The organism is Caballeronia sp. LZ016 (assembly GCF_031450805.1).
Classification (GTDB): domain Bacteria; phylum Pseudomonadota; class Gammaproteobacteria; order Burkholderiales; family Burkholderiaceae; genus Caballeronia.
Map to the genome: position 1 here is coordinate 790,215 of NZ_JARTVY010000001.1, position 23,438 is coordinate 813,652.

The 23,438-nt window shown below is 62.6% G+C and carries 28 protein-coding genes and 1 tRNA gene; 13 read left to right on the forward strand and 16 right to left on the reverse strand.

All coding sequences use genetic code 11. From position 1 onward, the window contains the following. Positions 1-92 precede the first annotated feature (92 nt). Positions 93-1,670 (reverse strand): chromosomal replication initiator protein DnaA, encoded by a 1,578-nt coding sequence (dnaA, locus tag P9220_RS03725; protein WP_309763645.1) that lies wholly within the window; start codon positions 1,668-1,670, stop codon positions 93-95. A 406-nt stretch (positions 1,671-2,076) separates the two neighbouring features. Between dnaA and rpmH the strand changes: the two genes are divergently transcribed. From rpmH to yidC, 4 genes are all read left to right on the forward strand, one after another. After that, positions 2,077-2,211 carry a 50S ribosomal protein L34 gene (gene rpmH / locus P9220_RS03730; RefSeq protein WP_006998755.1) on the forward strand — a complete coding sequence of 45 codons (135 nt, stop codon included), beginning with the start codon at positions 2,077-2,079 and terminating at the stop codon, positions 2,209-2,211. Positions 2,212-2,281: 70 nt separating this feature from the next. After that, positions 2,282-2,758, forward strand: coding sequence for a ribonuclease P protein component (rnpA, locus tag P9220_RS03735; protein ID WP_309765370.1), 477 nt, complete (start codon positions 2,282-2,284; stop codon positions 2,756-2,758). Positions 2,759-2,816: 58 nt separating this feature from the next. Then, the gene (yidD, locus tag P9220_RS03740) at positions 2,817-3,143 is read left to right on the forward strand and encodes a membrane protein insertion efficiency factor YidD (protein WP_309765371.1); all 327 of its coding nucleotides are present in this window, start codon (positions 2,817-2,819) and stop codon (positions 3,141-3,143) included. Between the two features lie 30 nt (positions 3,144-3,173). Continuing rightward, on the forward strand, positions 3,174-4,841 hold the full coding sequence (gene yidC / locus P9220_RS03745; protein ID WP_309763646.1) for a membrane protein insertase YidC: 1,668 nt from the start codon (positions 3,174-3,176) through the stop codon (positions 4,839-4,841). A 64-nt stretch (positions 4,842-4,905) separates the two neighbouring features. Here yidC and P9220_RS03750 read toward each other — a convergent pair whose 3' ends face one another. Then, positions 4,906-5,322 carry a transcriptional regulator gene (locus P9220_RS03750; protein ID WP_309763647.1) on the reverse strand — a complete coding sequence of 139 codons (417 nt, stop codon included), beginning with the start codon at positions 5,320-5,322 and terminating at the stop codon, positions 4,906-4,908. 296 nt (positions 5,323-5,618) lie between these two features. Between P9220_RS03750 and mnmE the strand changes: the two genes are divergently transcribed. Continuing rightward, the gene (gene mnmE / locus P9220_RS03755; RefSeq protein ID WP_309763648.1) at positions 5,619-7,007 is read left to right on the forward strand and encodes a tRNA uridine-5-carboxymethylaminomethyl(34) synthesis GTPase MnmE; all 1,389 of its coding nucleotides are present in this window, start codon (positions 5,619-5,621) and stop codon (positions 7,005-7,007) included. Here the strand turns inward: mnmE and P9220_RS03760 are convergent, their stop codons facing one another. Together P9220_RS03760 and P9220_RS03765 are read right to left on the reverse strand one after the other, a co-directional pair. Further along, complete coding sequence (locus P9220_RS03760) at positions 7,008-7,478, reverse strand: SgcJ/EcaC family oxidoreductase (protein WP_309763649.1); 471 nt, start codon at positions 7,476-7,478, stop codon at positions 7,008-7,010. It abuts the gene before it with no gap. Further along, the gene (locus P9220_RS03765) at positions 7,475-8,101 is read right to left on the reverse strand and encodes a LysE family translocator (RefSeq protein WP_309763650.1); all 627 of its coding nucleotides are present in this window, start codon (positions 8,099-8,101) and stop codon (positions 7,475-7,477) included. The genes P9220_RS03760 and P9220_RS03765 overlap by 4 nt, the downstream gene beginning before the upstream one ends. Positions 8,102-8,487: 386 nt before the next feature. On the opposite strand from P9220_RS03765, the gene sap1 reads away from it, so the two are divergent. Both sap1 and P9220_RS03775 read left to right on the forward strand, forming a co-directional pair. Further along, positions 8,488-8,832: a surface attachment protein Sap1 gene (sap1, locus tag P9220_RS03770; RefSeq protein WP_309763651.1), complete on the forward strand. Its 345-nt coding sequence runs from the start codon at positions 8,488-8,490 to the stop codon at positions 8,830-8,832. A 208-nt stretch (positions 8,833-9,040) separates the two neighbouring features. Then, positions 9,041-9,592 (forward strand): YaeQ family protein, encoded by a 552-nt coding sequence (locus tag P9220_RS03775; RefSeq protein ID WP_309763652.1) that lies wholly within the window; start codon positions 9,041-9,043, stop codon positions 9,590-9,592. A 6-nt stretch (positions 9,593-9,598) separates the two neighbouring features. On the opposite strand, the gene P9220_RS03780 is transcribed toward P9220_RS03775, so the two are convergent. The 6 genes from P9220_RS03780 to P9220_RS03805 form a co-directional block, all read right to left on the reverse strand. Continuing rightward, complete coding sequence (locus P9220_RS03780; RefSeq protein WP_309763653.1) at positions 9,599-10,006, reverse strand: VOC family protein; 408 nt, start codon at positions 10,004-10,006, stop codon at positions 9,599-9,601. Between the two features lie 70 nt (positions 10,007-10,076). Beyond that, positions 10,077-10,152 (reverse strand) — tRNA-Ala (locus tag P9220_RS03785). Between the two features lie 66 nt (positions 10,153-10,218). After that, positions 10,219-10,578 (reverse strand): c-type cytochrome, encoded by a 360-nt coding sequence (locus tag P9220_RS03790; RefSeq protein WP_404980373.1) that lies wholly within the window; start codon positions 10,576-10,578, stop codon positions 10,219-10,221. A 12-nt stretch (positions 10,579-10,590) separates the two neighbouring features. Then, on the reverse strand, positions 10,591-11,382 hold the full coding sequence (locus P9220_RS03795; RefSeq protein ID WP_309763654.1) for a BON domain-containing protein: 792 nt from the start codon (positions 11,380-11,382) through the stop codon (positions 10,591-10,593). Positions 11,383-11,405: 23 nt separating this feature from the next. Next, the gene (locus tag P9220_RS03800; protein WP_309763655.1) at positions 11,406-11,993 is read right to left on the reverse strand and encodes a phosphoheptose isomerase; all 588 of its coding nucleotides are present in this window, start codon (positions 11,991-11,993) and stop codon (positions 11,406-11,408) included. A gap of 119 nt (positions 11,994-12,112) precedes the next feature. After that, positions 12,113-12,538, reverse strand: coding sequence for a YraN family protein (locus P9220_RS03805; protein WP_309763656.1), 426 nt, complete (start codon positions 12,536-12,538; stop codon positions 12,113-12,115). Between P9220_RS03805 and rsmI the strand changes: the two genes are divergently transcribed. Then, positions 12,537-13,421, forward strand: coding sequence for a 16S rRNA (cytidine(1402)-2'-O)-methyltransferase (rsmI, locus tag P9220_RS03810; RefSeq protein WP_309763657.1), 885 nt, complete (start codon positions 12,537-12,539; stop codon positions 13,419-13,421). The genes P9220_RS03805 and rsmI overlap by 2 nt on opposite strands. Before the next feature lie 55 nt (positions 13,422-13,476). On the opposite strand, the gene P9220_RS03815 is transcribed toward rsmI, so the two are convergent. Continuing rightward, the gene (locus tag P9220_RS03815) at positions 13,477-14,100 is read right to left on the reverse strand and encodes a septal ring lytic transglycosylase RlpA family protein (RefSeq protein ID WP_309763658.1); all 624 of its coding nucleotides are present in this window, start codon (positions 14,098-14,100) and stop codon (positions 13,477-13,479) included. Positions 14,101-14,769: 669 nt separating this feature from the next. On the opposite strand from P9220_RS03815, the gene P9220_RS03820 reads away from it, so the two are divergent. The 3 genes from P9220_RS03820 to P9220_RS03830 all read left to right on the forward strand — a co-directional run bounded on the left by P9220_RS03820 (position 14,770) and on the right by P9220_RS03830 (position 16,624). Next, positions 14,770-15,414, forward strand: a complete 645-nt coding sequence (locus P9220_RS03820; RefSeq protein WP_309763659.1) for an MBL fold metallo-hydrolase — start codon at positions 14,770-14,772, stop codon at positions 15,412-15,414. Further along, positions 15,411-16,070 carry an exonuclease gene (locus P9220_RS03825; protein ID WP_309763660.1) on the forward strand — a complete coding sequence of 220 codons (660 nt, stop codon included), beginning with the start codon at positions 15,411-15,413 and terminating at the stop codon, positions 16,068-16,070. Before P9220_RS03820 ends, P9220_RS03825 begins: the two co-directional genes overlap by 4 nt. Positions 16,071-16,165: 95 nt before the next feature. Continuing rightward, the gene (locus P9220_RS03830) at positions 16,166-16,624 is read left to right on the forward strand and encodes an Lrp/AsnC family transcriptional regulator (RefSeq protein WP_008352298.1); all 459 of its coding nucleotides are present in this window, start codon (positions 16,166-16,168) and stop codon (positions 16,622-16,624) included. Positions 16,625-16,640: 16 nt separating this feature from the next. Here P9220_RS03830 and P9220_RS03835 read toward each other — a convergent pair whose 3' ends face one another. The 3 genes from P9220_RS03835 to P9220_RS03845 form a co-directional block, all read right to left on the reverse strand. Continuing rightward, the gene (locus P9220_RS03835) at positions 16,641-17,819 is read right to left on the reverse strand and encodes a cation diffusion facilitator family transporter (protein WP_309763661.1); all 1,179 of its coding nucleotides are present in this window, start codon (positions 17,817-17,819) and stop codon (positions 16,641-16,643) included. Between the two features lie 213 nt (positions 17,820-18,032). Continuing rightward, complete coding sequence (locus P9220_RS03840) at positions 18,033-18,338, reverse strand: H-NS family nucleoid-associated regulatory protein (protein WP_040052759.1); 306 nt, start codon at positions 18,336-18,338, stop codon at positions 18,033-18,035. 348 nt (positions 18,339-18,686) lie between these two features. Beyond that, complete coding sequence (locus tag P9220_RS03845; protein WP_309765373.1) at positions 18,687-19,352, reverse strand: pyridoxamine 5'-phosphate oxidase family protein; 666 nt, start codon at positions 19,350-19,352, stop codon at positions 18,687-18,689. A 167-nt stretch (positions 19,353-19,519) separates the two neighbouring features. On the opposite strand from P9220_RS03845, the gene P9220_RS03850 reads away from it, so the two are divergent. Beyond that, the gene (locus P9220_RS03850) at positions 19,520-20,743 is read left to right on the forward strand and encodes an MFS transporter (RefSeq protein WP_309763663.1); all 1,224 of its coding nucleotides are present in this window, start codon (positions 19,520-19,522) and stop codon (positions 20,741-20,743) included. A 57-nt stretch (positions 20,744-20,800) separates the two neighbouring features. Here P9220_RS03850 and P9220_RS03855 read toward each other — a convergent pair whose 3' ends face one another. After that, the gene (locus P9220_RS03855) at positions 20,801-21,946 is read right to left on the reverse strand and encodes a branched-chain amino acid ABC transporter substrate-binding protein (protein WP_309763664.1); all 1,146 of its coding nucleotides are present in this window, start codon (positions 21,944-21,946) and stop codon (positions 20,801-20,803) included. 540 nt (positions 21,947-22,486) lie between these two features. Between P9220_RS03855 and P9220_RS03860 the strand changes: the two genes are divergently transcribed. Beyond that, a complete protein-coding gene (locus tag P9220_RS03860) occupies positions 22,487-23,191 on the forward strand; it encodes a dienelactone hydrolase family protein (RefSeq protein WP_309763665.1) in 705 nt (234 codons plus the stop codon). 47 nt (positions 23,192-23,238) lie between these two features. On the opposite strand, the gene P9220_RS03865 is transcribed toward P9220_RS03860, so the two are convergent. Further along, positions 23,239-23,421: a hypothetical protein gene (locus P9220_RS03865; RefSeq protein WP_035968518.1), complete on the reverse strand. Its 183-nt coding sequence runs from the start codon at positions 23,419-23,421 to the stop codon at positions 23,239-23,241. Between the last annotated feature and the right edge of the window lie 17 nt (positions 23,422-23,438).

Consider the following 23,438-nt stretch of genomic DNA (forward strand, 5'->3'; position numbering starts at 1 on the left):
CACTCCCTAAAAATAGGGGCGTTTTCGCCAATAAACAGGCCCGCGGCACGCGCTTTTCGAGGCGTGCGTTCCTGATCCGCGCAGCGCGCGGCTCAACCCTTGAGCGTCTGCTCGAGCACGTGCAGTTCGTGATTCAACTGGGCATCGTTCGCACGCTCGGCGGCGATCTTGCGCACCGCATGCAGCACGGTCGTGTGATCGCGCCCGCCGAACAGCTCGCCGATTTCCGGCAGGCTCTTCTGCGTGAGTTCCTTCGCCAGATACATCGCGATCTGGCGCGGTCGCGCGATATTGGCCGGCCGCTTCTTCGAGTACATGTCGGCGACCTTGATGTTGTAGAAATCGGCGACGGTCTTCTGGATGTTCTCCACCGAAATCTGCCGGTTCTGCACCGTCAGCAGGTCTTTCAGCGCCTCGCGCGTCAGTTCGATGGTGATTTCGCGGCCGTGGAACTTCGAATACGCGAGGATCTTGCGCAGCGCGCCTTCGAGTTCGCGCACGTTCGAGCGCAGATGCTTCGCGACGAAAAACGCCACGTCTTCCGACAGGCTCACGCCTTCGGAGAACGCCTTGCGCATCAGAATCGCCACGCGCATTTCGAGTTCGGGCGGCTCGATCGCGACCGTCAACCCGGAGTCGAAGCGCGAGATCAGGCGATCGTCGATGCCGGAGATTTCCTTCGGATACGTATCGCTCGTGATGATGACCTGCGCCTTGTTCGCGACGAGCGCCTCGAACGCGTAGAAGAACTCTTCCTGCGTGCGGGACTTGCCCGAGAAGAATTGAATATCGTCGATGAGCAGCAGATCGAGCGAGTGGTAGTAGCGCTTGAAGTCGTCGAACGCCTTGCGCTGGTACGCCTTCACCACATCGGAGACATATTGCTCCGCGTGGATGTAGCGGATGCGCGCGCCGGCCTTGTCCATCAACAGCTGATTGCCGATGGCGTGGATCAGGTGCGTCTTGCCGAGGCCCACGCCGCCGTACAGAAAGAGCGGGTTGTACGAGATGCCCGGATTGTCGGCGACCTGAATGGCCGCCGCGCGCGCCAGCTGGTTCGCCTTACCGGTCACGAAGTTGTCGAACGTGAGGACCGGATTGAGCTTCGAGCGCTCGAACGCGGAATCGTTTTCACCGCCCGCCGACGGCGCGCCGCCCGGCCGCCACGTGCGCCGGCCAGCGGCGGCTTCGTTGGCGTCGAGGCTCGGGAGGTCCAGATCGGCCTGGTCTTCGTGCATCGCCTGCGCCTGCTGCGCGGCCTCGGCTGCGAGCGCGTTCACGTGCGCGGCGGCGTTCGCATGTGCGACGACGGTCGGCGCCTGCTGCGCGGGCAATGGCGCCGACGGCGCCGGCGGACGGGGCGCGCTCACGCTCGGACGCGGCGCCGCATTCGGGCCGCCGCCGATCGCGCTGCGCGCGGTGGCTTTCGGATCGAGAACGAACTGTACGTCGATGGGCGCGCTGAAGAACTCGCGCGCCACATCGGCGATGCGGCCGGAGAACTGGCTCTTCACCCAGTCGAGCTTGAAGCGATTGGGAGCGGCGATGCGCAGGGTGCTCGCGTCGGCATCGAAGTCGACCGGGGTTAGCGGCTTGATCCACGTGACGTACTGCTGGGGCGTGAGCTCGCGCTCCAGCAATGCGGAACAGTGTTCCCAGAAATCGTTCATCGAATGCGGTCGTTATGGTTGCTGCGCGCACCTGCGGCCATGCTTGCCAAAAATTGCGGCAAGTCCCGGCACGGCCAAGCAGGCATGCTCCGGAGGCTTACGCCGCAAGGGTTTGCGGGCGAACGGCGGGCCGAAGCAGCGGGCGGATATTTGGGAGTAAGGCGAGATTCTAACGCCAAACCCGCAGAGCGCGCGAGTTATCCACAGGGTCAAATCAGCGCGACGATGGGTGGCCGGCGACGGCCGATGCCTCGCGTATCGGCGCTAAAGTATTGACGGTCAATAGGAAAACGGTTTAAATAGCGGGTTCCGCGAAATCAGAATTCCTGGAACCTCCGGCCATCGCGCTTGCAGTGACCACACTGGAGCCAAGCCCGCGCGGTCAATCAACTCAAGTGAGAGCACCATGAAACGTACTTACCAACCTTCCGTGACGCGCCGCAAGCGCACCCATGGCTTCCGCGTTCGCATGAAGACCGCTGGCGGCCGCAAGGTCATCAACGCTCGCCGCGCGAAGGGCCGCAAGCGCCTGGCAGTCTAAGCTGCCAAGTGTACGCTCGCGGTTGGGCATTGCACTCGACGGCGAGCCGGTCACGCGCCGCACAGAAGTCTTGAGACAGGACATCGTTCAGTTGCCGGCGCACGCCGCGTTCCCCAAGGCCGCAAGGCTGCTGAAAACGGATGAGTTCTCATCCGTTTTTCGTTTGCGCCCCTGGCGACGCTCGCCGCACTTCGTCCTGTACGGCAAGCCCACGGGCGGCGAGGCGCGGCTGGGGCTCGTCATCGGCAAGAAACAGGCGCCGCGCGCGGTCACGCGTAACCTGATCAAACGGCTCGCGCGCGAGGCGTTTCGTCTGCGACGGGAACAGTTGCGCGGATTCGACATTCTCGTGCGGCTGCACGCGAAAATCGACCGCAAGGCGATGCCCAGCGCCAGTTCCCCGCCGCTTCATGCGTTATGCCGCGGCGAACTGGAAGCATTGTTCGACCGTGCCGTGCGCGAAGCCGCGCGCCGCGCAGCCGAATCCGTGACGCGGCCGCCGAGCGCGCCCGCTGTCGACGACTCATCCGGCCCTTCAGGGTCATGAAGCGCAGGCTTCGTCAGGTTTGGCCCTCACGGCGGACATGACGCGCGGCGCGAAGCTTATGCAAACGGCACTCATCGCGTTGTTGCGCTTCTACAAGGTTGCTGTGAGCCCTCTGCTCGGCAACCGGTGCCGCTTTTACCCTTCCTGTTCCGACTACGCGCGCGAGGCAATCCAGTATCATGGCGCCGCGCGTGGCACATATCTGGCCGCGAGAAGGCTTTGCCGCTGTCATCCGTTCTCGGCAGGCGGCATCGATCTCGTGCCGCCGCCCGCCGGGCGCACCGACTTTCCCGACCCGCACGACCCGCCATCGGCTGGCTCCATGGCTCGGGAACCGGCAGCGGAAGCCGCTCATAAAAAGCATTCACCACTAAACGGCGCGTAAGGCGCTTTTCGATCGACACTGAGACAACGCATGGATATCAAACGCACCGTCCTATGGGTCATCTTCTTCGTGTCAGTTGTCATGCTGTTCGACAACTGGCAGCGCGACCACGGGCGCCCGTCGATGTTCTTCCCGAGCGCGACGCAGCCGGCCAAGACCGCCAGCAATCCGGCACCGGGCTCGGCCACGCCGGGCGCGCAGCCGTCCGAACTGCCCAGCGCGCCGGCCGGCGCCGCTCCCGGCACGGCCACGCCGCCCGCCACGGCGGCATCGCAACTGGTCAAGTTCACGACCGACGTGTACTCGGGTGAGATCGACACGCGCGGCGGCACCCTGTCGAAGCTGTCGCTTCTGAAGGAAGGTGACGGCAAGCAGCCCGACCTTTACATCACGCTGTTCGATCACACGGCGAACCACACGTATCTCGCACGCACGGGCCTGCTCGGCGGCGACTTCCCGAATCACAACGACGTCTTCACGCCGGTGCCCGGCCAGACATCGCTGTCGGGCGATGCAAAGACGCTGACGCTCGCGTTCGAATCGCCGGTGAAGGGCGGCGTGAAGGTCGTGAAGACGTACACGTTCACGCGCGGAAGCTACGTGATCAACGTCGATACGAAGATCGAGAACGTCGGCAGCGCGCCGGTCACGCCGAAGCTCTATATGGAACTCGTGCGCGACAACACGCCGGTGGAAACGCCGCGCTTCTCGCACACGTTCATCGGGCCGGCTGTCTATACGGAAGCGAAGCACTTCCAGAAGATCGATTTTTCGGACATCGACAAGAACAAGGCCGACTTCGTGCCGTCCGCGAACAATGGCTGGATCGCGATGGTGCAACATTACTTCGCGTCCGCCTGGATTCCGAAGGAAGGCGTGCAGCGTGACATCTACGTGCAGAAGATCGATCCGGTGCTGTATCGCGTCGGCGTGCAGCAGCCGGTGCAGACGATCGCGCCGGGACAGAGCGTGAACGTCGATGCTCGCCTCTTCGCCGGTCCGGAAGAAGAGCGCATGCTGGAAGGCATCGCGCCGGGCCTGGAACTGGTGAAGGACTACGGCATGGTGACGATCATCGCCAAGCCGCTCTTCTGGCTGCTGGAGAAGATTCACGGCTACGTCGGCAACTGGGGCTGGGCGATCGTGCTGCTCACGCTGCTCATCAAGGCCGTGTTCTTCCCGCTGTCGGCGGCGAGCTACAAGTCGATGGCGCGCATGAAGGAAATCACGCCGCGCATGCAGCAGATTCGCGAGCGCTTCAAGAGCGATCCGCAGAAGATGAATGCGCAGCTGATGGAGCTGTACAAGACGGAGAAGGTGAATCCGTTTGGCGGCTGCCTGCCGGTGGTCGTGCAGATTCCGGTGTTCATTTCGCTGTACTGGGTGCTGCTGTCGTCGGTGGAGATGCGCGGCGCGCCGTGGATCGGCTGGATTCACGATCTGTCGCAGCAGGACCCGTATTTCATCCTGCCGGTGCTGATGGCCGTCTCGATGTTCCTGCAGACGAAGCTGAACCCCACGCCGCCGGACCCCGTGCAGGCCAAGATGATGATGTTCATGCCGATCGCGTTTTCGGTCATGTTCTTCTTCTTCCCGGCGGGTCTCGTGCTGTACTACGTGGTGAACAACGTGCTGTCGATCGCGCAGCAGTACTACATCACCCGAATGATGGGACAGAGCAGGAAGAAGGCGGCTTGAGTTTCGGCTGATCAGGTTTGAATGTGGAAACGCCCGGCTTTGCCGGGCGTTTTTGTTTTCAGGGCTATCGCTTCATCGCGCCATAAAACTGATCGATAAGCTCCTCGAGCAAATATCGATGATGCGGCGATAGCGCCTCGATCTTCGACGCCAGTTCCAGCGTCTCCTCCGATGCCGGATATTTCTCGTCGCGCGCCAGCGGTTTCGGCGTGGTCTGGGCGCTGCCGCTCGGTGGCGGGCCATAGTGCAGCCAATGCAGGTCGACCTTCAGCCACTCGGCGAGCGTCTGCAGTTTGTCGACTGTCGGAATGGAGCGCCCCGTGAGCCACTTGTGGGCGGTTTGCGGCGAGACCGGTTCGCCGCGGAAGCGCAGGTTGAATTTGTTCGCGAGATCGGTAGCGCCTCGCATTCTTTCGGGCGAACGGGCCATCGAGAACTTGAGTCGTTCCGAGAAATCGGCTTTTTCTTGTGGTGTAGGCATGCTTTCGATTGTGCAAGGCAATCGCTGCCATGTAGTCAACCATGCGGGCGATATATCGCGGAAGTCGGACGTTTTTTATCCTGCGCGCGCGTTTGAAATTGCTGCTCAAAAGCAAGCAAAATGGCGCGCGAAACGCTTGCCCCACAAGCCATCCATCTTTTTCACAGCCGCCCAGCCAAACCGAGTCAGAACCAGAGGCGTATCTTGTTTAAGATAATGCAAGAATAATCCTAATGAGAGGCGGACGATCCCGCGCGATACAATGCCGGCACTCCCATCACCTCCGACGAGCCGCCATGCTGAGCAACGACACCGATCCGATCGTCGCAATCGCCACCGCGCCGGGGCGCGGGGGGATCGGCGTCGTGCGGTTGTCGTTCGGGCGTGCGGGAGAAGCGGCCGCGCAGCAGGCGATGCTCGCGTTATGCGGACAGGCACTTGCGCCGCGTCACGCCAGCTACGTGCCGTTCATCGACGGCAACGGAGAAGCGCTCGATCGCGGCATCGCGCTGTACTTTCCCGCGCCGCACTCGTACACGGGCGAGCATGTGCTGGAGCTGCAGGGCCACGGCGGCCCGATCGTGTTGCAACTCGTGCTGCAACGAGCGATTCAAGCGGGCCGCGGCTTCGGCCTTCGGCTCGCCGAGCCGGGAGAATTCACGCGCCGCGCATTCCTCAATGACAAACTGGATCTGGCGCAGGCGGAGGCCGTCGCGGATCTGATCGAAGCAAGCACGGAAGCCGCCGCGCGGTCGGCCGGCCGCTCGCTCGAAGGCGCGTTCTCGCGCGAGATTCACGCGCTCGTGGAAGACGTCATCACGCTGCGGATGCTGGTCGAAGCCACGCTCGACTTCCCCGAAGAGGAGATCGACTTCCTCGAAGCTGCCGACGCGCGCGGCAAGCTCGCCCACATCCGGCAGCGGCTGGACGTCGTGTTGAGCGAAGCGCGTCAGGGGGCGCTGTTACGCGAAGGGATGTCGGTCGTGCTTGCGGGAAAACCGAACGTCGGCAAATCGTCGCTCTTGAATGCGCTGGCGGGTGCGGAACTGGCCATCGTCACGCCGATCGCCGGCACGACGCGCGACAAGGTCGCGCAAACTATCCAGGTCGAGGGTATTCCGCTGCATATCATCGACACGGCAGGACTGCGCGAAACCGAGGACGAAGTCGAGCGTATCGGTATCGAGCGGACGTGGGGGGAAATCGAACGCGCCGACGTCGTGCTTCATCTGCTCGATGCGCGCGCCTCGCTCACGCCTGAAGACGAGGCAATCGCCGCGCGGTTCCCGCAAGACGTGCCGGTCGTGCGCGTGCTGAACAAGACCGATCTGGCAGGTGCGCCCGCAGAGGTACGCCACAGCGACGCGCACGCTCGCGAAGTGAACTTGTCGGCGAAGACTGGCGACGGCATTGCGCTATTGCGCGGCGAGTTGCTGAAGATTGCCGGTTGGCAAGCAGGCGCGGAAAGCGTCTATCTCGCGCGCGAACGGCATCTGATCGCGCTGCGCGAGGCACGCGATCACCTCGCGCTCGCAGCCGACCACGCGACTCAGCAGTCGCAGGTGCTGGACCTTTTCGCCGAAGAACTGCGTCTCGCGCAAGACAGCCTCAACGCGATCACCGGCGAATTCACATCCGACGATCTGTTGGGCGTCATCTTCAGCCGGTTCTGCATCGGCAAATAATTACGCGCCTTCGGGCTTTCCGAGCGCGCGCAATTCCGCGGTGAGTTTCTCTGCCTCCTCCGGCCGTCCGTGAAAAGCGGCCGGCGTGTTCTGGAACATCTCGATGCGATACGTGCCGTCGCAAAGCGATAGTACGAGCGTCTGCATCGCGTTCAGCCGGTCGTCGAGCGCGGCTGCATTTCGCGGCCACATTCCGGCGACCGCGCGCAGCAGCAGCGTCTGCCCTGCAGCCAGCCGCCTCACCTCACGCACTTTCGCGACGAAAAGCGGCGTCGGATGCTGCGCGAAGATCGGCGCGAGATGTGCCTCGATGCATGTGCGCCCGTCGATCGCGCTGCCGTCGAAGCCGATCAGACTGCCGCGCTCCGTGAACCGCGCGGCCATGCCGACGGCGTTCTGGCGATTCCAGTCGTCGAGCAGCGCGAAGTACTGTTGCCGGGCGCTCGTGGCCCAGTCGTCGAGTTCGCTCATGCCGCTTTCTTCCAGGCCGCCGCGAACACGCCCGCGCCCATCAGCAGCGCGCCGCCCGTCCGGTTCACCACGCGTTGCACCGACGGCTTCCGGATTGCGCGACGCGCGCCCGATGCGAGCAGCGCGTAAGCCAGTGCGTTCGCTGCGGCAAGACCGACGAACGTCCCCTCGAAGATCGCGATTTGCGAGACGCTGGCCGCGTGCGGATCGATGAATTGCGGCACGAATGCGACGAAGAAAATGATGCTCTTGGGATTGAGCGTGGTGACGGCGTAGGCATGCGCCAGGATGCGCCCCGTGCGCAGGTCGTCGCTGGCCGTGATGGCGTCTGGATCGATGACCGGCGCGCGCCACAGCTTCACGCCCAGATACACGAGGTACGCCGCGCCGATCCACTTGACGACCGTGAACAGCTCGGCCGATGCCGCGAGCACCACACCGAGGCCGAGCATGGATGCGGTCATCGCGGTGAGATCGCCGAGCGCAACGCCGATTGTCGTCGCGAGCGCGTACTTTCGGCCGTGACCGAGCGCGTAGGACACGACGAGCAACACGGTCGGCCCGGGAATCGCGACAAGAATGGCGGATGCGATGGCAAACGGCAGCCATTGAGCGAAGGTCATGTTTTCTCCTGAGGTCTCCTGATAGGAAAGTCGATTTATCCACGAACGGCGGGTTATGGCAATAGGCCGTTCGGCCAGCTATCAGGAAGACGTTCGGCCTCCTAGAGTGAAGTTTCATGCGCTGCACAAAACGGCGCAAAGGATAATCCACTGTGCAGGCGCCTCCTGAAAGCACCATATATTTCCGCGAAGCGCAAATGCCCGCATTAGCCGTTCTTTTCATTCATGCGGCGCATCCGGGTCGGAGGATGCGACATTCTGACGTGTTGCGCTCGCACACAACATGTGCTTGCAAGTTTCCTGCGCTCATCTAGCATCAGTCTTGCGGTCGCACCGCTTTTAAATACATAGCTAATGTCGAATCGTTTTGTTTGGAGGCCGAGTATATGAAGAAATGCGCCACTGCTCTCTTCGTCGCGATGGGCTTTTTTGCCGTCGTCTCCTCCGCGCAAGCTCAGGATAGTGTGATTCAGCCTCAGCAGACATTCAAGTTCAGGCCGGATTCATACGGCTGCTTGTCCAAAGATAAATTCGATTCAGCCGATAAACACGCGAGAGCCGGCGAGCATCAGCAAATGCAGCAGTTTTTCGAAGGCTATGAATGCATATCGACGCCGGTCGATTCGCATTTCAGGGTATTGCGAGTTGTCGGGCATGACGTCGAATTCGTGAATGCCGCCAATAACGATACGCAGGGCATGTGGACCACGGATCGGTTCATCGATCAATAAACGAATGAGTTCTAGTCGTCGATAAGCGGCGCGATTCCCGATCGCGCCGCTTCGCGTCACGCCCGATGTTTCGCCTTCGGGCTTCCATTTCCGCATCGATTCGCCGCACAATATCGGACTTGCTTGCGTCCGCCGTGCGGTGCTCCGCTCCGCCGTGCCGCTCCCCTCCAACTCATTCGCCGGGCGAAAGCATCGGCGCCATTGCTGCATGGCTCTCAAATCCACGATTTATAAGGCCGACCTCCAGATTGCCGACATGGATCGCCACTACTACGGCGATCATTCTCTGACCATCGCGCGGCATCCGTCCGAGACCGACGAACGCATGATGGTGCGTGTCGCGGCGTTCGGCCTGTTCGCCGGCGAGCGACTCGAATTTTGCAAAGGCCTCTCGGATACCGACGAGCCCGATCTCTGGCAAAAGGATCTGACCGGGCAGATCCAGTTGTGGATCGAAGCCGGCCAACCGGACGAAAGGCGCATCGCGAAGGCGAGCGGGCGCTCGGAGCGCGTGGTGATCATCGCGTATGCGGGCAGGACGGCGGATATCTGGTGGCAGGGCGTGAAGGGCAAGGTCGATCGCCTCCGCAATGTGACGGTGTGGTCGCTCGAGGATGGCGTCGCGGACGCGCTCGGCAAGCTGGCCGAACGGACGATGCGGCTTCAACTCATGGTGCAGGACGGCGAGGCATCGCTGGGAAACGCGACGGTCGATCCGGTCGCGATCCGCTGGAACGTGCTTAAAGCGTCGGGAGCGTGAGCGAGCTTAGGCTTCGGGCGGTCCTTTCAGTTCGATCATGTTGTTCTCCGGATCGAATATGTAAAGCGACGTGCCGAAGCCTTCGGCGCCATAGCGCCGCGCCTCTTCGCCGATGCGTGCGCCGTGCTGTTCGAAGTGAGCGCGCAGGGCGTCGGCATCGAATGGCTCGACGCGCAGGCACAGGTGATCCACGTTGCGGCCGACGCCCGGTGCGCCGTTTTCCGGACGATCGATTGATGCGCCCTCGGCCAGCAGGTCGATGAGCGACCGGCCGGCGCGCATCTGCACGAGGCCGATCTCGCGCTGCTCTTTCTCGATGGGGCAGTGAAGCGCCGATTGGTAGAAGTGGATCATGTTGTCGAGATCGATGCAGCGAATCACGACGTGATCGATTTCGCGGATGCTGAAGTGCATGTTGCCCTCGCATGAGGATGGAGGCCGCAAATGGAAAGGGCTTGGCGCGAAGCCAAGCCCTTTTGGGTCGTGGTGGAGAGGAGGAGGATCGAACTCCCGACCTTCGCATTGCGAACGCGACGCTCTCCCAGCTGAGCTACCCCCCCAACGAAACAAAATTGTACCACAGCCCTCTCAGCACCAAGCAAGCGCGCCCCGAGCCGTAGACCACGCTACTTCTGCGGCGCCCCGGCCAGCACCCACGCGACGACCGTCTTGATATCGCCGTCTTTCATCGCTGGATGCGAAGGCATCGGAATCGAACCCCAGACGCCCGCGCCGCCGTCCTTCACCTTCTTGGCCAGCTTCGCATTCGCCTGCGCATCGCCCTTGTACTTCTGCGCGACCTGCTGAAACGACGGCCCCACCAGCTTGCGATCCACCGCATGACAGCCCATGCACGCGTTGCTGCGCGCGATCGCGATCGCATTCTCCACCGACACCGGCTGCTCCGCCGCGAACGCCGGCATCGACACCACCATAGACGACAACGCCATCACGAGCGCGCCGCTCACACTCCTTGCTTCAAACATCGTCGACACCTATCACTTGCCCGTAGTAGAACCACCCGGATGCACGTCCGAGTTCTTGACCGGCGCAGGCGACTGCTGATCCAGCGGCCGCGCCGTCACCGATGAATCCGGCACCGCGCCCACCGTCGCATCCGTCGACGACGACGCCGCAGCCGGCGCACTCGCGCCCGACGCAGCCGCCGCTTCCAGCGCCTTCGCCTCGTCCGGCTTGATGTACTGGAACACCTTCACGACCTGCTCAACGCCCGGCACCCGCGCCGCGACATCCGCGCCATGCGCGCCTTCGTCCTGCGTCACGAGTCCCATCAGATAAACAATGCTTCGCTCGCACACGACCTTGTAATAGTTCGCCGACAGATCCTTCTCGCCAACCATCGCAGTCTTCACGCGACCTTCGAGATACGAATCGTTGGCCCGCGACGAATACGTGCTCGCGGGCTGCACCGCCAGTTCATTGACGATACCGCCCACGTTGTTGATATCGCGCACCACCGCTTCGGCGCGCTGCTTCGACGCGTCGTCGGGCACCTCGCCCGTCAGCAACACGCGCCGGTTGAACACGGTCACGTTGACATGCGCCTGATCCGACACGTTGTCCTTGATGCGCGAAAGCGCCTTGACCTGAATCTCGCGATCCTCGGTCTGCGCGCCGAGCGTACGGCGATCCGTGGCGATCAGCGTGCCGCCCGCCGCCGCGCCGACAACAGCGAGCGCACAGCCCTGCAGCGTCAGCGCGACGCCCGACAACAGGCTCACCATCAGCGTGGCATTCGCCAGCGCCGCCTTGACGCGTGTCTTCTTCATCAAATCCGTTCCCCTTTTGAAGTTCAGTCTTCGCCCAGCAGCATCGCGTCGATGCCGTCGCACAGGCAATGGATGGTCAGCAGATGGATTTCGTGGATGCGCGCGGTCCGCTCGGACGGCACGCAGATGTGGATGTCGGTATCGACGAGCACCTCGGACATCGCGCCGCCGCCGTTGCCAGTCAGCGCGATCACGATCATCTCGCGCTCATGCGCCTCCTGAACCGCGGCAAGCACGTTCACCGAATTGCCCGATGTGCTGATCGCGAGCAACACGTCGCCTGCCTGACCCAGCGCGCGCACCTGGTTCGAGAAGATCTGCTCGAACGCATAGTCGTTGCCGATGGCCGTCAGTATCGACGAGTCCGTCGTCAGCGCAATGGCCGGCAAGCCCGGACGCTCGCGCTCGAAGCGGCCGATCAGCGACGCCGCGAAGCGTTGTGCATCGGCAGCCGAACCGCCGTTGCCGCATACGAGAATCTTCGAACCGTTCGCGAGCGCGCTGAAGAGCGTGTCGACGGCGGCCGCGATCGGGACCGCGAGCGAATCGAGTGCTTCGAGCTTGAGCGCGGCGCTGTCGCGGAATTGCTGTTGGATTCGTTCGACTGACATCGACTCTCGGTTCATCGGCCGCGATGCGGCGTTCGTTGCATAGGACGTTGGACGCAAGGCGCGCGTGCGCGCGTCGAGTGTGCGCAGTTTACCGCATGCATCATGCGGCCGACCGTGGCTCAGGACTCGTCGGCGCGAAAGGCGTCGCGAAGCCAGCGGATACGGCCCGCATCGAACGCGACGACGTCGAACCGGCACGCGGGCAACGCACCGCGCCATGTCGTCAGGTAGTGCTGCGCGGCGCGCACGAGCCGCATGCGCTTCGTCACGCCGACGCTCGCCGCCGCATCCGCGAAGCGCCGGCTGCTGCGCGCACGCACTTCGACGAAGATCAGCGCGCCGCGTTCATCGAGCATCACGAGATCGATCTCGCCGCCGCGGCATCGCACGTTGCGCGCAACGAGCCGCATGCGTCGCCGCTGCAGAAATTCGAGCGCGCGTGCCTCGAAAGCATCGCCGAGCGTTTTGGACATGGGCTTCCCGCTAAAGTTGTCGGCCACGCGCGTGGCAGAATGTCGTCCTTTACCCTGCACGTCCGCGCACATGCTTCAGATCTCCGAATTAGCCGACGGGCAGCAGTATCCGACGGGCGCGCTCTATGTCGTCGCGACCCCCATCGGCAATGCCGCCGACATCACCGTGCGCGCGCTGCACGTGCTCGGTCTCGTCGATCGCATCGCCGCCGAAGACACGCGCAACACCGCACAACTGCTCGCGCGCTACGGCATCTCGAAGCCGTCGATCGCCGTGCACGAACACAACGAGCGCAGCGCGGCCCAACGCGTGATCGAGCATCTGCAGAGCGGCCAGCGCGTCGCGTGCGTATCGGACGCAGGCACGCCCGGCATCTCCGATCCCGGCGCGCGTCTCGTCGATGCCGTCCGCGAAGCCGGCCTGCCCGTGATTCCGCTGCCGGGCCCGAGCGCGGTCGTCACTGCATTGAGCGCAGCCGGCGCGTGGGTCGAGGGCTTCACGTTCGTCGGCTTTCTGCCGGCCAAGCCGAAGCAACGCGCGGCGCAGCTTCGAACGCTCGCGAATAATCGAATGGCGCTGGTGTTCTATGAAGCGCCGCATCGCATCGTCGAGACGACGCGCGCACTCGGCGAAGCGTTCGGCGGCGACCGGCAACTGCTGATCGCGCGAGAACTGACGAAGTTACATGAGAGCCTGCATCGCTGCACCCTGGCCGAAGGGCCAATGTGGCTCGAAGGCGATGCGAACCGTCAGCGCGGCGAGTTCGTGCTCGTCGTCGAAGGCGCGCCGGAAGCGGAAGACGCGGAAGACGCGCACGATGCCCTGCTTGCCACGTTGCTGGACGAACTATCGGTGAAGAGCGCGGCGCGCATCGCAGCGACGTTGACGGGTGCGTCGCGCAACGCGCTTTACGATCGAGCGCTTCGGCTCAGCAAGCAGAAAGAAGAAGAGTAGAAAAGCAAAGGGCCGTCGATGACGGCCCTTCGTATGTCGAACACGCGCTGAACGCTCAGTTCACGTTGTCGTCGGCGAGCGATTGCGACTGTTCGCGCGCGGCACGCGCTTCTTGCTGCGTGAGTCCTTCGATCTTCACCTTCTGCGTGCCGACGCTGCGCATGCCGAGCGCCGAAGCGGCCGCATAAGAAAGATCGATCACGCGATTACCCACGTAAGGACCGCGATCGTTGATTTTCACGACGACGGTCTTGTGATTCGACTCGTTCGTCACCCGCACCCACGACGCCAGCGGCAGCGTGCGATGCGCGGCGGTCATTGCGTTCATGTTGAACTTCTCGCCGCTCGCCGTCTTGCGGCCGTGAAAGAGGCGGCCATACCACGAGGCCTTGCCCTTCTGCTCGAAATTGCCAACGTCCGGCCCGGCCGTTATCGGCTCGGCGTCCGCGAGCGACTGCCCTTTCCCGGCATCCTGCGACGGAACCGCATTGAGCTTGGTATCGAATGCGAGCGGCGTATCGGCGGAGCGGGCATTGCTCGTGCTGGTAGAGCCTGCCGTCTGATGATACGACGATGGCGGCATCGTGGAAGCAACATCGCCCGATCCCGGTGCGGCGCAGCCGGCCAGCACCCCAACGGCTAGCAGGCTCGCGATATGTCGAATGTATCGAACATCCATAGACGTGTACCAACGGTAAAGAGGCCACCGCGTCGCGCTGATGAGCGCGCGCAAGGCAGCCAAAGGCTTTGCCGTGCAAGACAGCGCGCCGTTCCAACGAGCGAACGGCGGACTGATGCCCGGATGCGGCGTACGTGTGCCGCAAACGCCCGGTTATCGTTCACGTCTGGCGCAACCTGTCCCCGGCAGCCTGACCAGACCCCACAAGCCGCCATCGAACGTTGGCATCACGCTCGTGCGCGTCTCGGCAGGAGACGGCGCAGGAACGGCGGCGTAGGCCCCATCCAGCGTGACGGCGCGAAGACCATCGGACGGACGCGCGGCGCCCGGCTGGACAAGACGTGTGCACCTACGAGAAGGTGCGTTGAGTTGCAGTTGCGAGGCTTTTGGCCCCTAACAGCGTACTGATGGCGATTGTAAAAACGCACTGGCGTTCCAACGAATCACCCATTGACGGCATGGTGAAACCGATGCACAAGTGAGCCCATTATACAAAAAAATCGGGGTTCGGCTGGCGGGACTGCGGAAATCGCCATTGATTCTGACTATGAGCGTAAGAATTTCCGTATTTTTGAGCCATTCGCGGGTCTACACGCGCCTTCGTCGATGCAGACCCGCCCCCGGTACAATGAGCGTTTTTACACGCGCGTCAGCATCATCGACAGACCCATGAAAGTCATTCTTGTTCCCGTGACGCCATTCCAGCAGAACTGCTCCATCGTCATTTGCGAAGCGACGCAGCGCGCGGCCGTCGTCGACCCGGGCGGCGATATCGAGCGGATCATCGCGGAGGTGCAGAAGCAAGGCTTGACCGTCGAGAAGATCCTGCTGACGCACGGCCATCTCGACCATTGCGGGGGCGCGAAGGCGCTGGCGAATCACTTCGGAATACAGATAGAAGGTCCGCACAAGGAAGACGCGTTCTGGATCGATCAACTGCCCGCGCAAAGGCAGCGCTTCGGCTTTTCGAATGCGGAAGCGTTCACGCCCGACCGCTGGCTGGAAGACGGAGACACTGTTCGTTTCGGCGAGGAAGAAATGGAGGTCTACTTCTGTCCCGGCCACACGCCGGGTCACGTGGTGTTCTTCAGCCGGACGCATCGACTCGCGTTTGTCGGCGATGTGCTGTTCTCGGGCTCCATCGGCCGCACGGACTTCCCACGCGGCAATCATGCGGAACTGATCCGCTCGATTCGCGACAAGCTCTGGCCGCTCGGCGACGATGTCACCTTCGTTCCGGGTCACGGCCCGGCATCGACATTCGGTGAGGAGCGTCGCAGCAATCCGTTTGTCCGCGATGGAGTCGCAGCATGAACGCGATCCCCGAAATCTACGTCAGCACCGATGTCGAAGCCGACGGCCCGATCCCCGGCCCGCACTCGATGCTGAGCTTCGCATCGGCGGCCTACACGGCGGACAAGCAGCTCATCGGCACGTTCTCGGCGAATCTGGAAACGCTCGAAGGGGCTGCGCCGCATCCTGTGCAGGCAGCGTGGTGGAAAACGCAGCCGGAAGCGTGGGCCGCGTGCCGCATCGACTTGCAGAAGCCAGAAGTCGCGCTGGTGAAATACGTCGAATGGGTCGAGGCGCTGCCGGGCAAGCCGGTGTTCGTCGCGTACCCGGCGGGCTTCGACTTCACCTATATGTTCTGGTACATGATGCGCTTCGCCGAGCGATGCCCGTTTTCATGGTCCGCCCTGGACATCAAGACGCTTGCCTTCGCGATGACCGGCCTGCCCTATCGCAAGGCAATCAAACCGCGTCTGCCGAAGCACTGGTTCGATGAACTGCCGCACACGCACGTCGCACTCGACGACGCCATCGAGCAGGGCGCGCTGTTCTGCAATATGCTGGCGGAACTGCAGGCATCGCATGCGGCGGCGGCAAAAGCGGCTGAAAGCGCGGCTGAAAATGCCGGGTCATCGGCCGAGGATCATCTGAAAGGTAAAAACGCGCCGTCTAGCCGGTGAGTAAGGGAAACTACCTCATTGCACCGGCGTTGCATTGCCTTTCTTTTCTGACACCACTACTATGAGAGTTAAATCGCGACCGAACGGAGGCGCAGTTGACTCTCGACACGTTCTCACAAAAAATCCTGCGTCTTCTGCAACTGGACGCCCGGCGCTCCGTTCAGGAAATCTCCGATCAGGTCGGCCTCTCCAGCACGCCGTGCTGGCGGCGGATCAAGGACATGGAACAGTCCGGCGTCATTCAGCGTTATACCGCGCTGCTTGATCGAGAAAAGCTCGGCCTGCATGTCTGCGCACTCGCGCATATCCATCTCACGCGGCATACGGAAGGCGGCGTCGAGCAGTTCGAACGCGAAATCGCTACGTGCCCGGAAGTGACCGAGTGCTACAGCACGACGGGCGAATCCGATTACATCCTGAAGATCGTCGCGCCCGATATCAAGGCGTACGACGCTTTCCTGCACGACCGGATCTTCAAGATTCCGGCGGTCGCGCAGGTTCGCACGAGCGTCGTGCTTCGCGAGATCAAGTTCGATACGCAACTGCCGTTGTGAATCGACGCAGCGCGTGTCAATCGGCGGCGTGTTGCGGTGGTTGATGCGCGGCGCGCCTGATTGACTGAGCTACGCGAATCTCCCGCGCGCCGAGCGTCTGCCTGAGCGCTTCAAGATCGACTCTGGCGAGGCGGAATTCCGTATCGCCCGATTTCGCCTGCAGCAGCAGAATCTCCACGTCGAAGCCGCGCTTCAGATAATGAAGATTGAGCGCATCGACGGATAAACCCTCTTCGGCCAAAGCCGCGCGCACGGCCTCCGCGACGGTCGAGCGCAGCGGGTAATTGCCGGGCAGCGGATTCGCGGCATCGCTTTCCGGATCGACGTGAATGAGCGCGTCGATCACGCGCGCGTCGGTGAGAATATGCGCCCGCGCCGATTCCGCGATGAAATGCCCTTCGGAAACCGTAATGAGCGGATCGACGAGGATATGCGCATCGACGATCGCCAGGTCGCCCATTTTGCGCGTGCGCAAATCATGCACATCGCGCACGCCGGGCGTGTCGAGCAAAATGCCGCGTAAATCGGCGGTTGTCGCTTCATCGAGCGCGCGGTCCGACAGGTCCTGCAACGCATCCCAGGCAAAGCTCCAGCCCATTTTGCCGATCATGAAACCGACGAGCGCCGCCGCAATTGGATCGAGAATACGAAAACCGGCGAGACTGCCGATGATCCCCAGCGCAACCACCAGCGAAGAGGCCGCATCCGAACGCGCGTGCCATGCATTCGCGACCAGCATTGCAGAACGCACGCGTTCCGCAGCCCGCAACATATATCGAAACAGCGCTTCCTTCGAAAGCAGCACGATAATGGCGACGGCCAGTGCGCTGGCATGTACTGGCGGAATATCGTGAGGATGCATGATGCGCGTCCCGGCGCGCCACAACATTCCCGCGCCGACAACGATCAGCAATCCGCCGAGGAAAAGCGAAGCGACGGTTTCATACCGGCTGTGACCGTAGTTGTGATCGATATCCGGAACCGCAGCGGCCTTTCGGTTAGCGATCAGTACGACAAAATCCGACACGATATCGGCCAGAGAGTGCACGCCGTCCGCTATCAACGCCTGCGAGTGCGCAATTACACCCACGACTAGCTGGCCTGCAGTCAGGCCGCTATTAAGCACGATACTCGTCCACGTCGTCCGGACAGCCACCGCCTGCTTTTCCGCCGCATCCGCCACTGAAAGTGACATGTAATTCGCCTCGTGTCGTCGAGGTATGATTTTATCAGCGCGGCGCGATGCGATCGCGCCCCGTCCGATGCCAACCTCGTTGAGAATCAGCAGGTTATATCGCGAGGCGGTCGACGGTACCGGCCAGCCTGGGGACCTGCGGCTTCAGCGGTCGCCAAAAGAAAAGCCGCGCACAAAGGCGCGGCTTTTCTGCATCTTCATATCCGGGCCGGCTTATTTGCCGATCAGGAAACTGTCACGATCCTGGCCTGCGATCCACTTCGGCGGCTTGCCACGGCCCGACCAGGTGCTGCCGCTTTCCGGGTCGCGATATTTAGGCGCGACGCCCGAACGGCCACGCGACGATGCCTTGGCGGATTTGCCGCCTCGCCCGCCCGCCAATTCCTGAAGCGTGATGCCATAATCCGCCATCTTCTGTTTGATCTCATTAAGTACTTCGGCGTATTCGCGCGACTTCGCTTCTTCGATCTGACGCTCGAGAGACTCGCGTTGTGCGAGGAGTTCCTTGTATGAAGGCATGGCAATTCCTTAAGTGGTGTGCTGTATTGCGAGTCAGGCGCCCGCTCAATCAGTTATCAGTATAGCCTCGGACTGGTCCGGAGATTAACACAAAACCGATTATCGCGGCGGGTCGCATTGACATTAACGGGTTTAGATGTATTGCCTCGTAACATTTGCCGGCATTGCGGGGCATTCACGCTGTCGCTGTTTGTTGGAATCTGACGACTTCCGCGAACTCTTCCGCTGTCATGGAATGAAAGCACCCATAGTCGCCAGTCAGGAAATTCCCATCACATGGCAACTTTCCAAGCCAGCTTCATTCCTGCGGACCGGATATCGCTCCGGTCGCATATTCTGAGCCGGTGTTCACGTCTGACGCTCGAAGCAATCGATAACTGCGGCTTTCAAATCGTCCATCGTGAGCTTGGGTTTATCGAATGTAAAACGATTGCGAGTTCCGTCACCGAGGAAATCGCAACCGTAACGATCAATCCCTAATAAATCGACATTAGTGGGCCGGCGCGCATAAGTATCGAAAAAGGCGCATAGCGACGACTCATCGGCGGCGCAGATGGGTTCCAGCGGATCGATTTCGTCGCCTCCGAGCCAGCCCATCGCGCCGAAACCGCCGATAAAGCGCATTCGTTCGGGCTTCATTACCCAGAACGCAAAATCGCCTAGCTGGAGATAGCGCTCGGCGTCCGGGTGATAACGCAAATAACGCTGCGCCAGTTCGTCGCGTTCGTGTTCGTCCGCCGGCGCGAACGTGCCGAGCAAGGTCAGCCGCTGTCCCTCGAGCACCTGGCCGTCCGTTGCGTGAGCGACCAGAAAACCGGCGCGCGCATCGGCCTGGAGATTGCGGGTGTGTTCGGCGAGACGGCTGATGAGCAGCATCGGCGCATGACGCGCGGTCGGCGCGAACGGCAACGCGGTCGGATATGGAAACCCGTGAGGATCGCGCGAATGCGTGGCGAGCGTGCCTTCCGATACGCGATGGATCAGATGCAGCGGCGCTTGTGGCGGAATATGCATGCGGGTTCTTCCGGAATGAGCATCGGAAAATGGTAATGCACCGTCAGCGAGCGTGTCTCCTGGCCGTTCGATAGAATCGTAAGCTTGCGCGCCGGACGGCATCATCTCCGGTTCACAGGCGCCCCTCGCAACCGCGGCATTCGCCCACTTTCTCCAACGGCCTTTTCGTGTCCGACTCGACTACCGCCTCCTCTGCCCGCGAGTCCAATCCGTCGCTCGCACTGCATCGCAGCCTGCCTCACGCGACGCGCCAGCGCGCCCGTTACGCGACCATGGCCGTCTTCTTCATCGCCGGCATGATGTACGCCTCGTGGGGCGTGCATGTCCCGACCGTGCGGGACAAATTCGCGCTCAGCCCCGGCATGCTGTCGCTCGCGCTCTTCGCCGTCGCGGGGGGGTCGATCTTCGCGATGCTCACCACCGCGTCGTGGATCGCCCGCGCGGGATCGCGCACGGCCTGCATGGCGGGCGGCATCACGATGAGCGTATGCGGCGCGCTGATCCTCGTCGTGCCGAGCTTCTGGCTGCTGCTGCTCGTGCTCGCGATATTCGGCTGCGGCATGGCGACGCTCGACGTCGCGATGAACGCCGAAGCAAGCGCGGTCGAAGAAGCGCTTGCGCGGCCGATCATGTCGTCGCTGCACGGCATGTTCAGCATCGGCGGGATGGCGGGCGCGGCAATCGGCGGGGCGCTGATCGCGCACGGCCTCGCGCCCGCGGCGCATCTCGCGCTCGCGTCGGGGGCCAGCGTCATCGTATTGCTCGCGTCGGTGCCGTCGGTGCTGCCGCACGTGCCGCATCACGAAGCGCACGCGAAGGCGTCGTCGTCGAACCGCTGGCGTTCGGGCGCGCTGTGGGCGCTCGGCGGCCTGGCGCTCGTCGCGTTGATCGCGGAAGGCGCGATGTACGACTGGGCCACCGTCTATATGCGCGATGTCGTGCTCGCCACGCATTCATTGTCCAGCGCCGCTTACGCCGCGTTCTCCGGCGGCATGGCGGCCGGGCGCTTCGGCGGCGATGCGGTGCGCGCGCGTTTCGGCGCGCCGCAGCTCGTGTTCAGCAGCGCGGGGCTGGCGTTCGTCGGCATGGTGATGGCGCTCGTCTTTCCGAACGCCATCGTCACGATGACCGGCTTCACGTTGATGGGCCTCGGTCTCGCGAACATGATGCCCGTGCTGTTCGCAGCGGCTGCGCGCGTCAAGGGCGTGACGGCGGCCGAAGGGCTCGCGCAGGTTGCGGGCCTCGCGTATTTCGGCTTGCTGCTGGGACCGGTGCTGATCGGCGGCGTCGCGCAGGTCAGTTCGCTGCCGGTCGGCTTGTGCATCGTCGCCGCGTGTTGCGCGGGCGTTGCGCTCATCGGTCCGCGTATCCTCAGGCGGCTGAAGATATAAAAAAACGCGCGGACCTTCGAAGTCCGCGCGTTCTTCAGGACGAATGTCCCGCAGCGATTACATCTTGACCACGTCGAGCAGCGTCTTCTTGCCCTTCTTGTAGTCGTACAGCGAGATCACGCCGTGCTTCAGGTCGCCCTTCGAGTCGAAGGTGGTCTGGCCGATCACGCCCTTGTAGTCCGTATTCGGCATCGCGGCGAGAATCTTCGCCGGATCGGCCGAGTTCGCGCGCTTCATCGCATCGACGATGATGTACACGGCGTCATACGTGAACGGCGCGTAAATCTGGATCGGCTGGCCGTAACGCTTCTGGAACTTGGCCGCGAAAGCCTGACCGCCTTCCATCTTCTCGAGCGCCATGCCTGCTTCCGAGCACACGACGTTGTCGGTTGCGTCGCCGGCCAGGTCAGCCAGCTTTTCCGTGCAGACGCCGTCACCCGCCAGCACCTTCGCGCGCAGGCCGAGCTGCTTCGCCTGCTTGGCGAACGGGCCGCCGGTCGCGTCCATGCCGCCGTACATCACGGCGTCGGGGTTTTCGCCCTTGATCTTCGTGAGAATTGCGCGGAAGTCGACGGCCTTGTCGTTCGTCGCGTCGTGCGACACGACCTTCAGGCCCAGCGACTTGGCGGTCTTCTCGAATTCGTTCGCGAGACCCTGGCCGTATGCGGTCGAATCGTCGACCACGGCGACCGTCTTCACCTTCAGGCTCTTAGCCGCGTAGTTGGCGAGCGCCGGGCCTTGCTGCGCATCGGTCGCGACGACGCGATACGTCGTCTTGAAGCCTTGCTGCGTGTAGGCCGGGTTCGTTGCCGACGGGGAAATCTGAACGATGCCCGCGTCGCTGTAAATCTTCGATGCCGGGATGGACGTACCGGAGTTCAGGTGGCCGACGACTGCGACGACCTTGTCATCGACGAGCTTCTGCGCGACTTGCGTAGCGGTACGCGGGTCGGCTGCATCGTCTTGCGGGTCCAGTTGCAGCGTGATCTTTTGACCGCCGATGGTGAGACCCTTTGCGTTGATCTCTTCGACTGCCAGCCGCGCGCCGTTTTCGTTGTCTTTGCCCAGGTGAGCGATACCGCCGGTCAGCGGTGCGACGTGACCGATCTTGACGACCTGGTCGGCTGCTGCGGACGTTGCCAACGTAGCGAACAGCACGGCTGCGGCGCTGATCGGCAACACTTTGTGAAGCTTGGTGTTCATGTAAGTCTCCAGTTTCGGTCCAAAACAACGACAACGTAATCGCCCTGTGCCCCGTCTTTCATCACGATCGCTCAGTCCCGTGGACGACCACGCCGGATGCATCGTCATGCACTTGGCAAGTCCTTCCGGCCGGCCGTTCGTGGCGGCCGCCATCCGCACTGCGCGCAAGTGTAGGGTTGTCAAATTAATTTAGGGAAGTTTTTTAAGATAGTGGTGTGACTACCGATTAACGCCCGGTTGAGAAGCCTGCGAACTTGTGCTGGCAATTCCGCTGGCAAGCAATGTTCATGGGGGTTTCCGGGGCATCGCGCGAGGCGGGCTTGTTGCGCGCTTCAAGTTCGCCGCGCGCGCGCCGATAATCCGCCGCTCATCTTCATTAGCCAGTTTTAAAAGGCCGTTTTCACGATCCGTTCAGGCACGCGCCTCTAAAAATGCGCCGGCGCGTCAAAGCGCGTGCCAGCGCGCGCTCAGGCGACTGAAAGGGAAAGCTGGCACACTCACTCGCCTGCGTTTCTCACCGAACAAACAAGGAGCTTAGACGTGACCGTTTCCGTGACTTCCCGATGGATCGACATTCCCGCCGACGGCGGCAGCTTCCAGGGCTATCTTGCGTTGCCGAAGACCGGGACCGGGCCCGCGGTCATCATCCTGCAGGAAATCTTCGGCGTGAATTCGCACATTCGCAGCGTCGCGGATCAATATGCGGCCGATGGCTATATCGCACTCGCCCCCGATGTTTTCTGGCGCACGCAGCCGCGCGTCGAACTGGGATATGAAGGCGCGGATCGCGACAAGGCGATGGAACTGCTGCAGAAGACCCATCTCGATTCAGCCGTCGCCGATGTCGGCGCGGCCGCGAAGGCGCTGCGCGCGCTGCCGGAAGTCAACGGCAAGGTCGCGGCGATCGGCTACTGCTTCGGCGGACGGCTCGCGTATCTCGCTGCGGCGGAAGGCTCGGTGGATGTGGCCGTGGCCTACTACGGCGGCGGCATCCAGAACCAGCTCGACAAGGCCGATCAGCTGAAGGCGCCGATCCAGTTCCACTACGGCGAACTCGACGCCCACATTCCCGCCGATGCCGTCGACGCCGTGCGTCAGCGCTTCGCGGGCCGCGCGGATGCCGAAGTCCATGTGTACCCCGGCGCCGATCACGGCTTCAATTGCGGCGAGCGCGCGTCGTATCACGCGAAGGCGTCCGCGTTCGCGCACGGACGCACGCTGGCGTTCCTCGGCGAACATCTGTAAGACGCGCGGACCTCGCGCCCGATGACGTCGCCGTTGCGGCGTCATCGTCATATCAGCGCGGGTAAGCCCTCCACGAGCAGGAACGCGACAAGCACGCCGACGAGCGCGCCGAACGCCCTGAGCACGTTGTTCTTGAAGTGCGAAGCGCATGGAATGGCCCCGAGAAACAGCGCGCCTGCAAGCGCCATCGGGATGACCAGAATGAAGTCGCCGATCGTGAAATACGTCATGGTGCGTCTCCCATCGT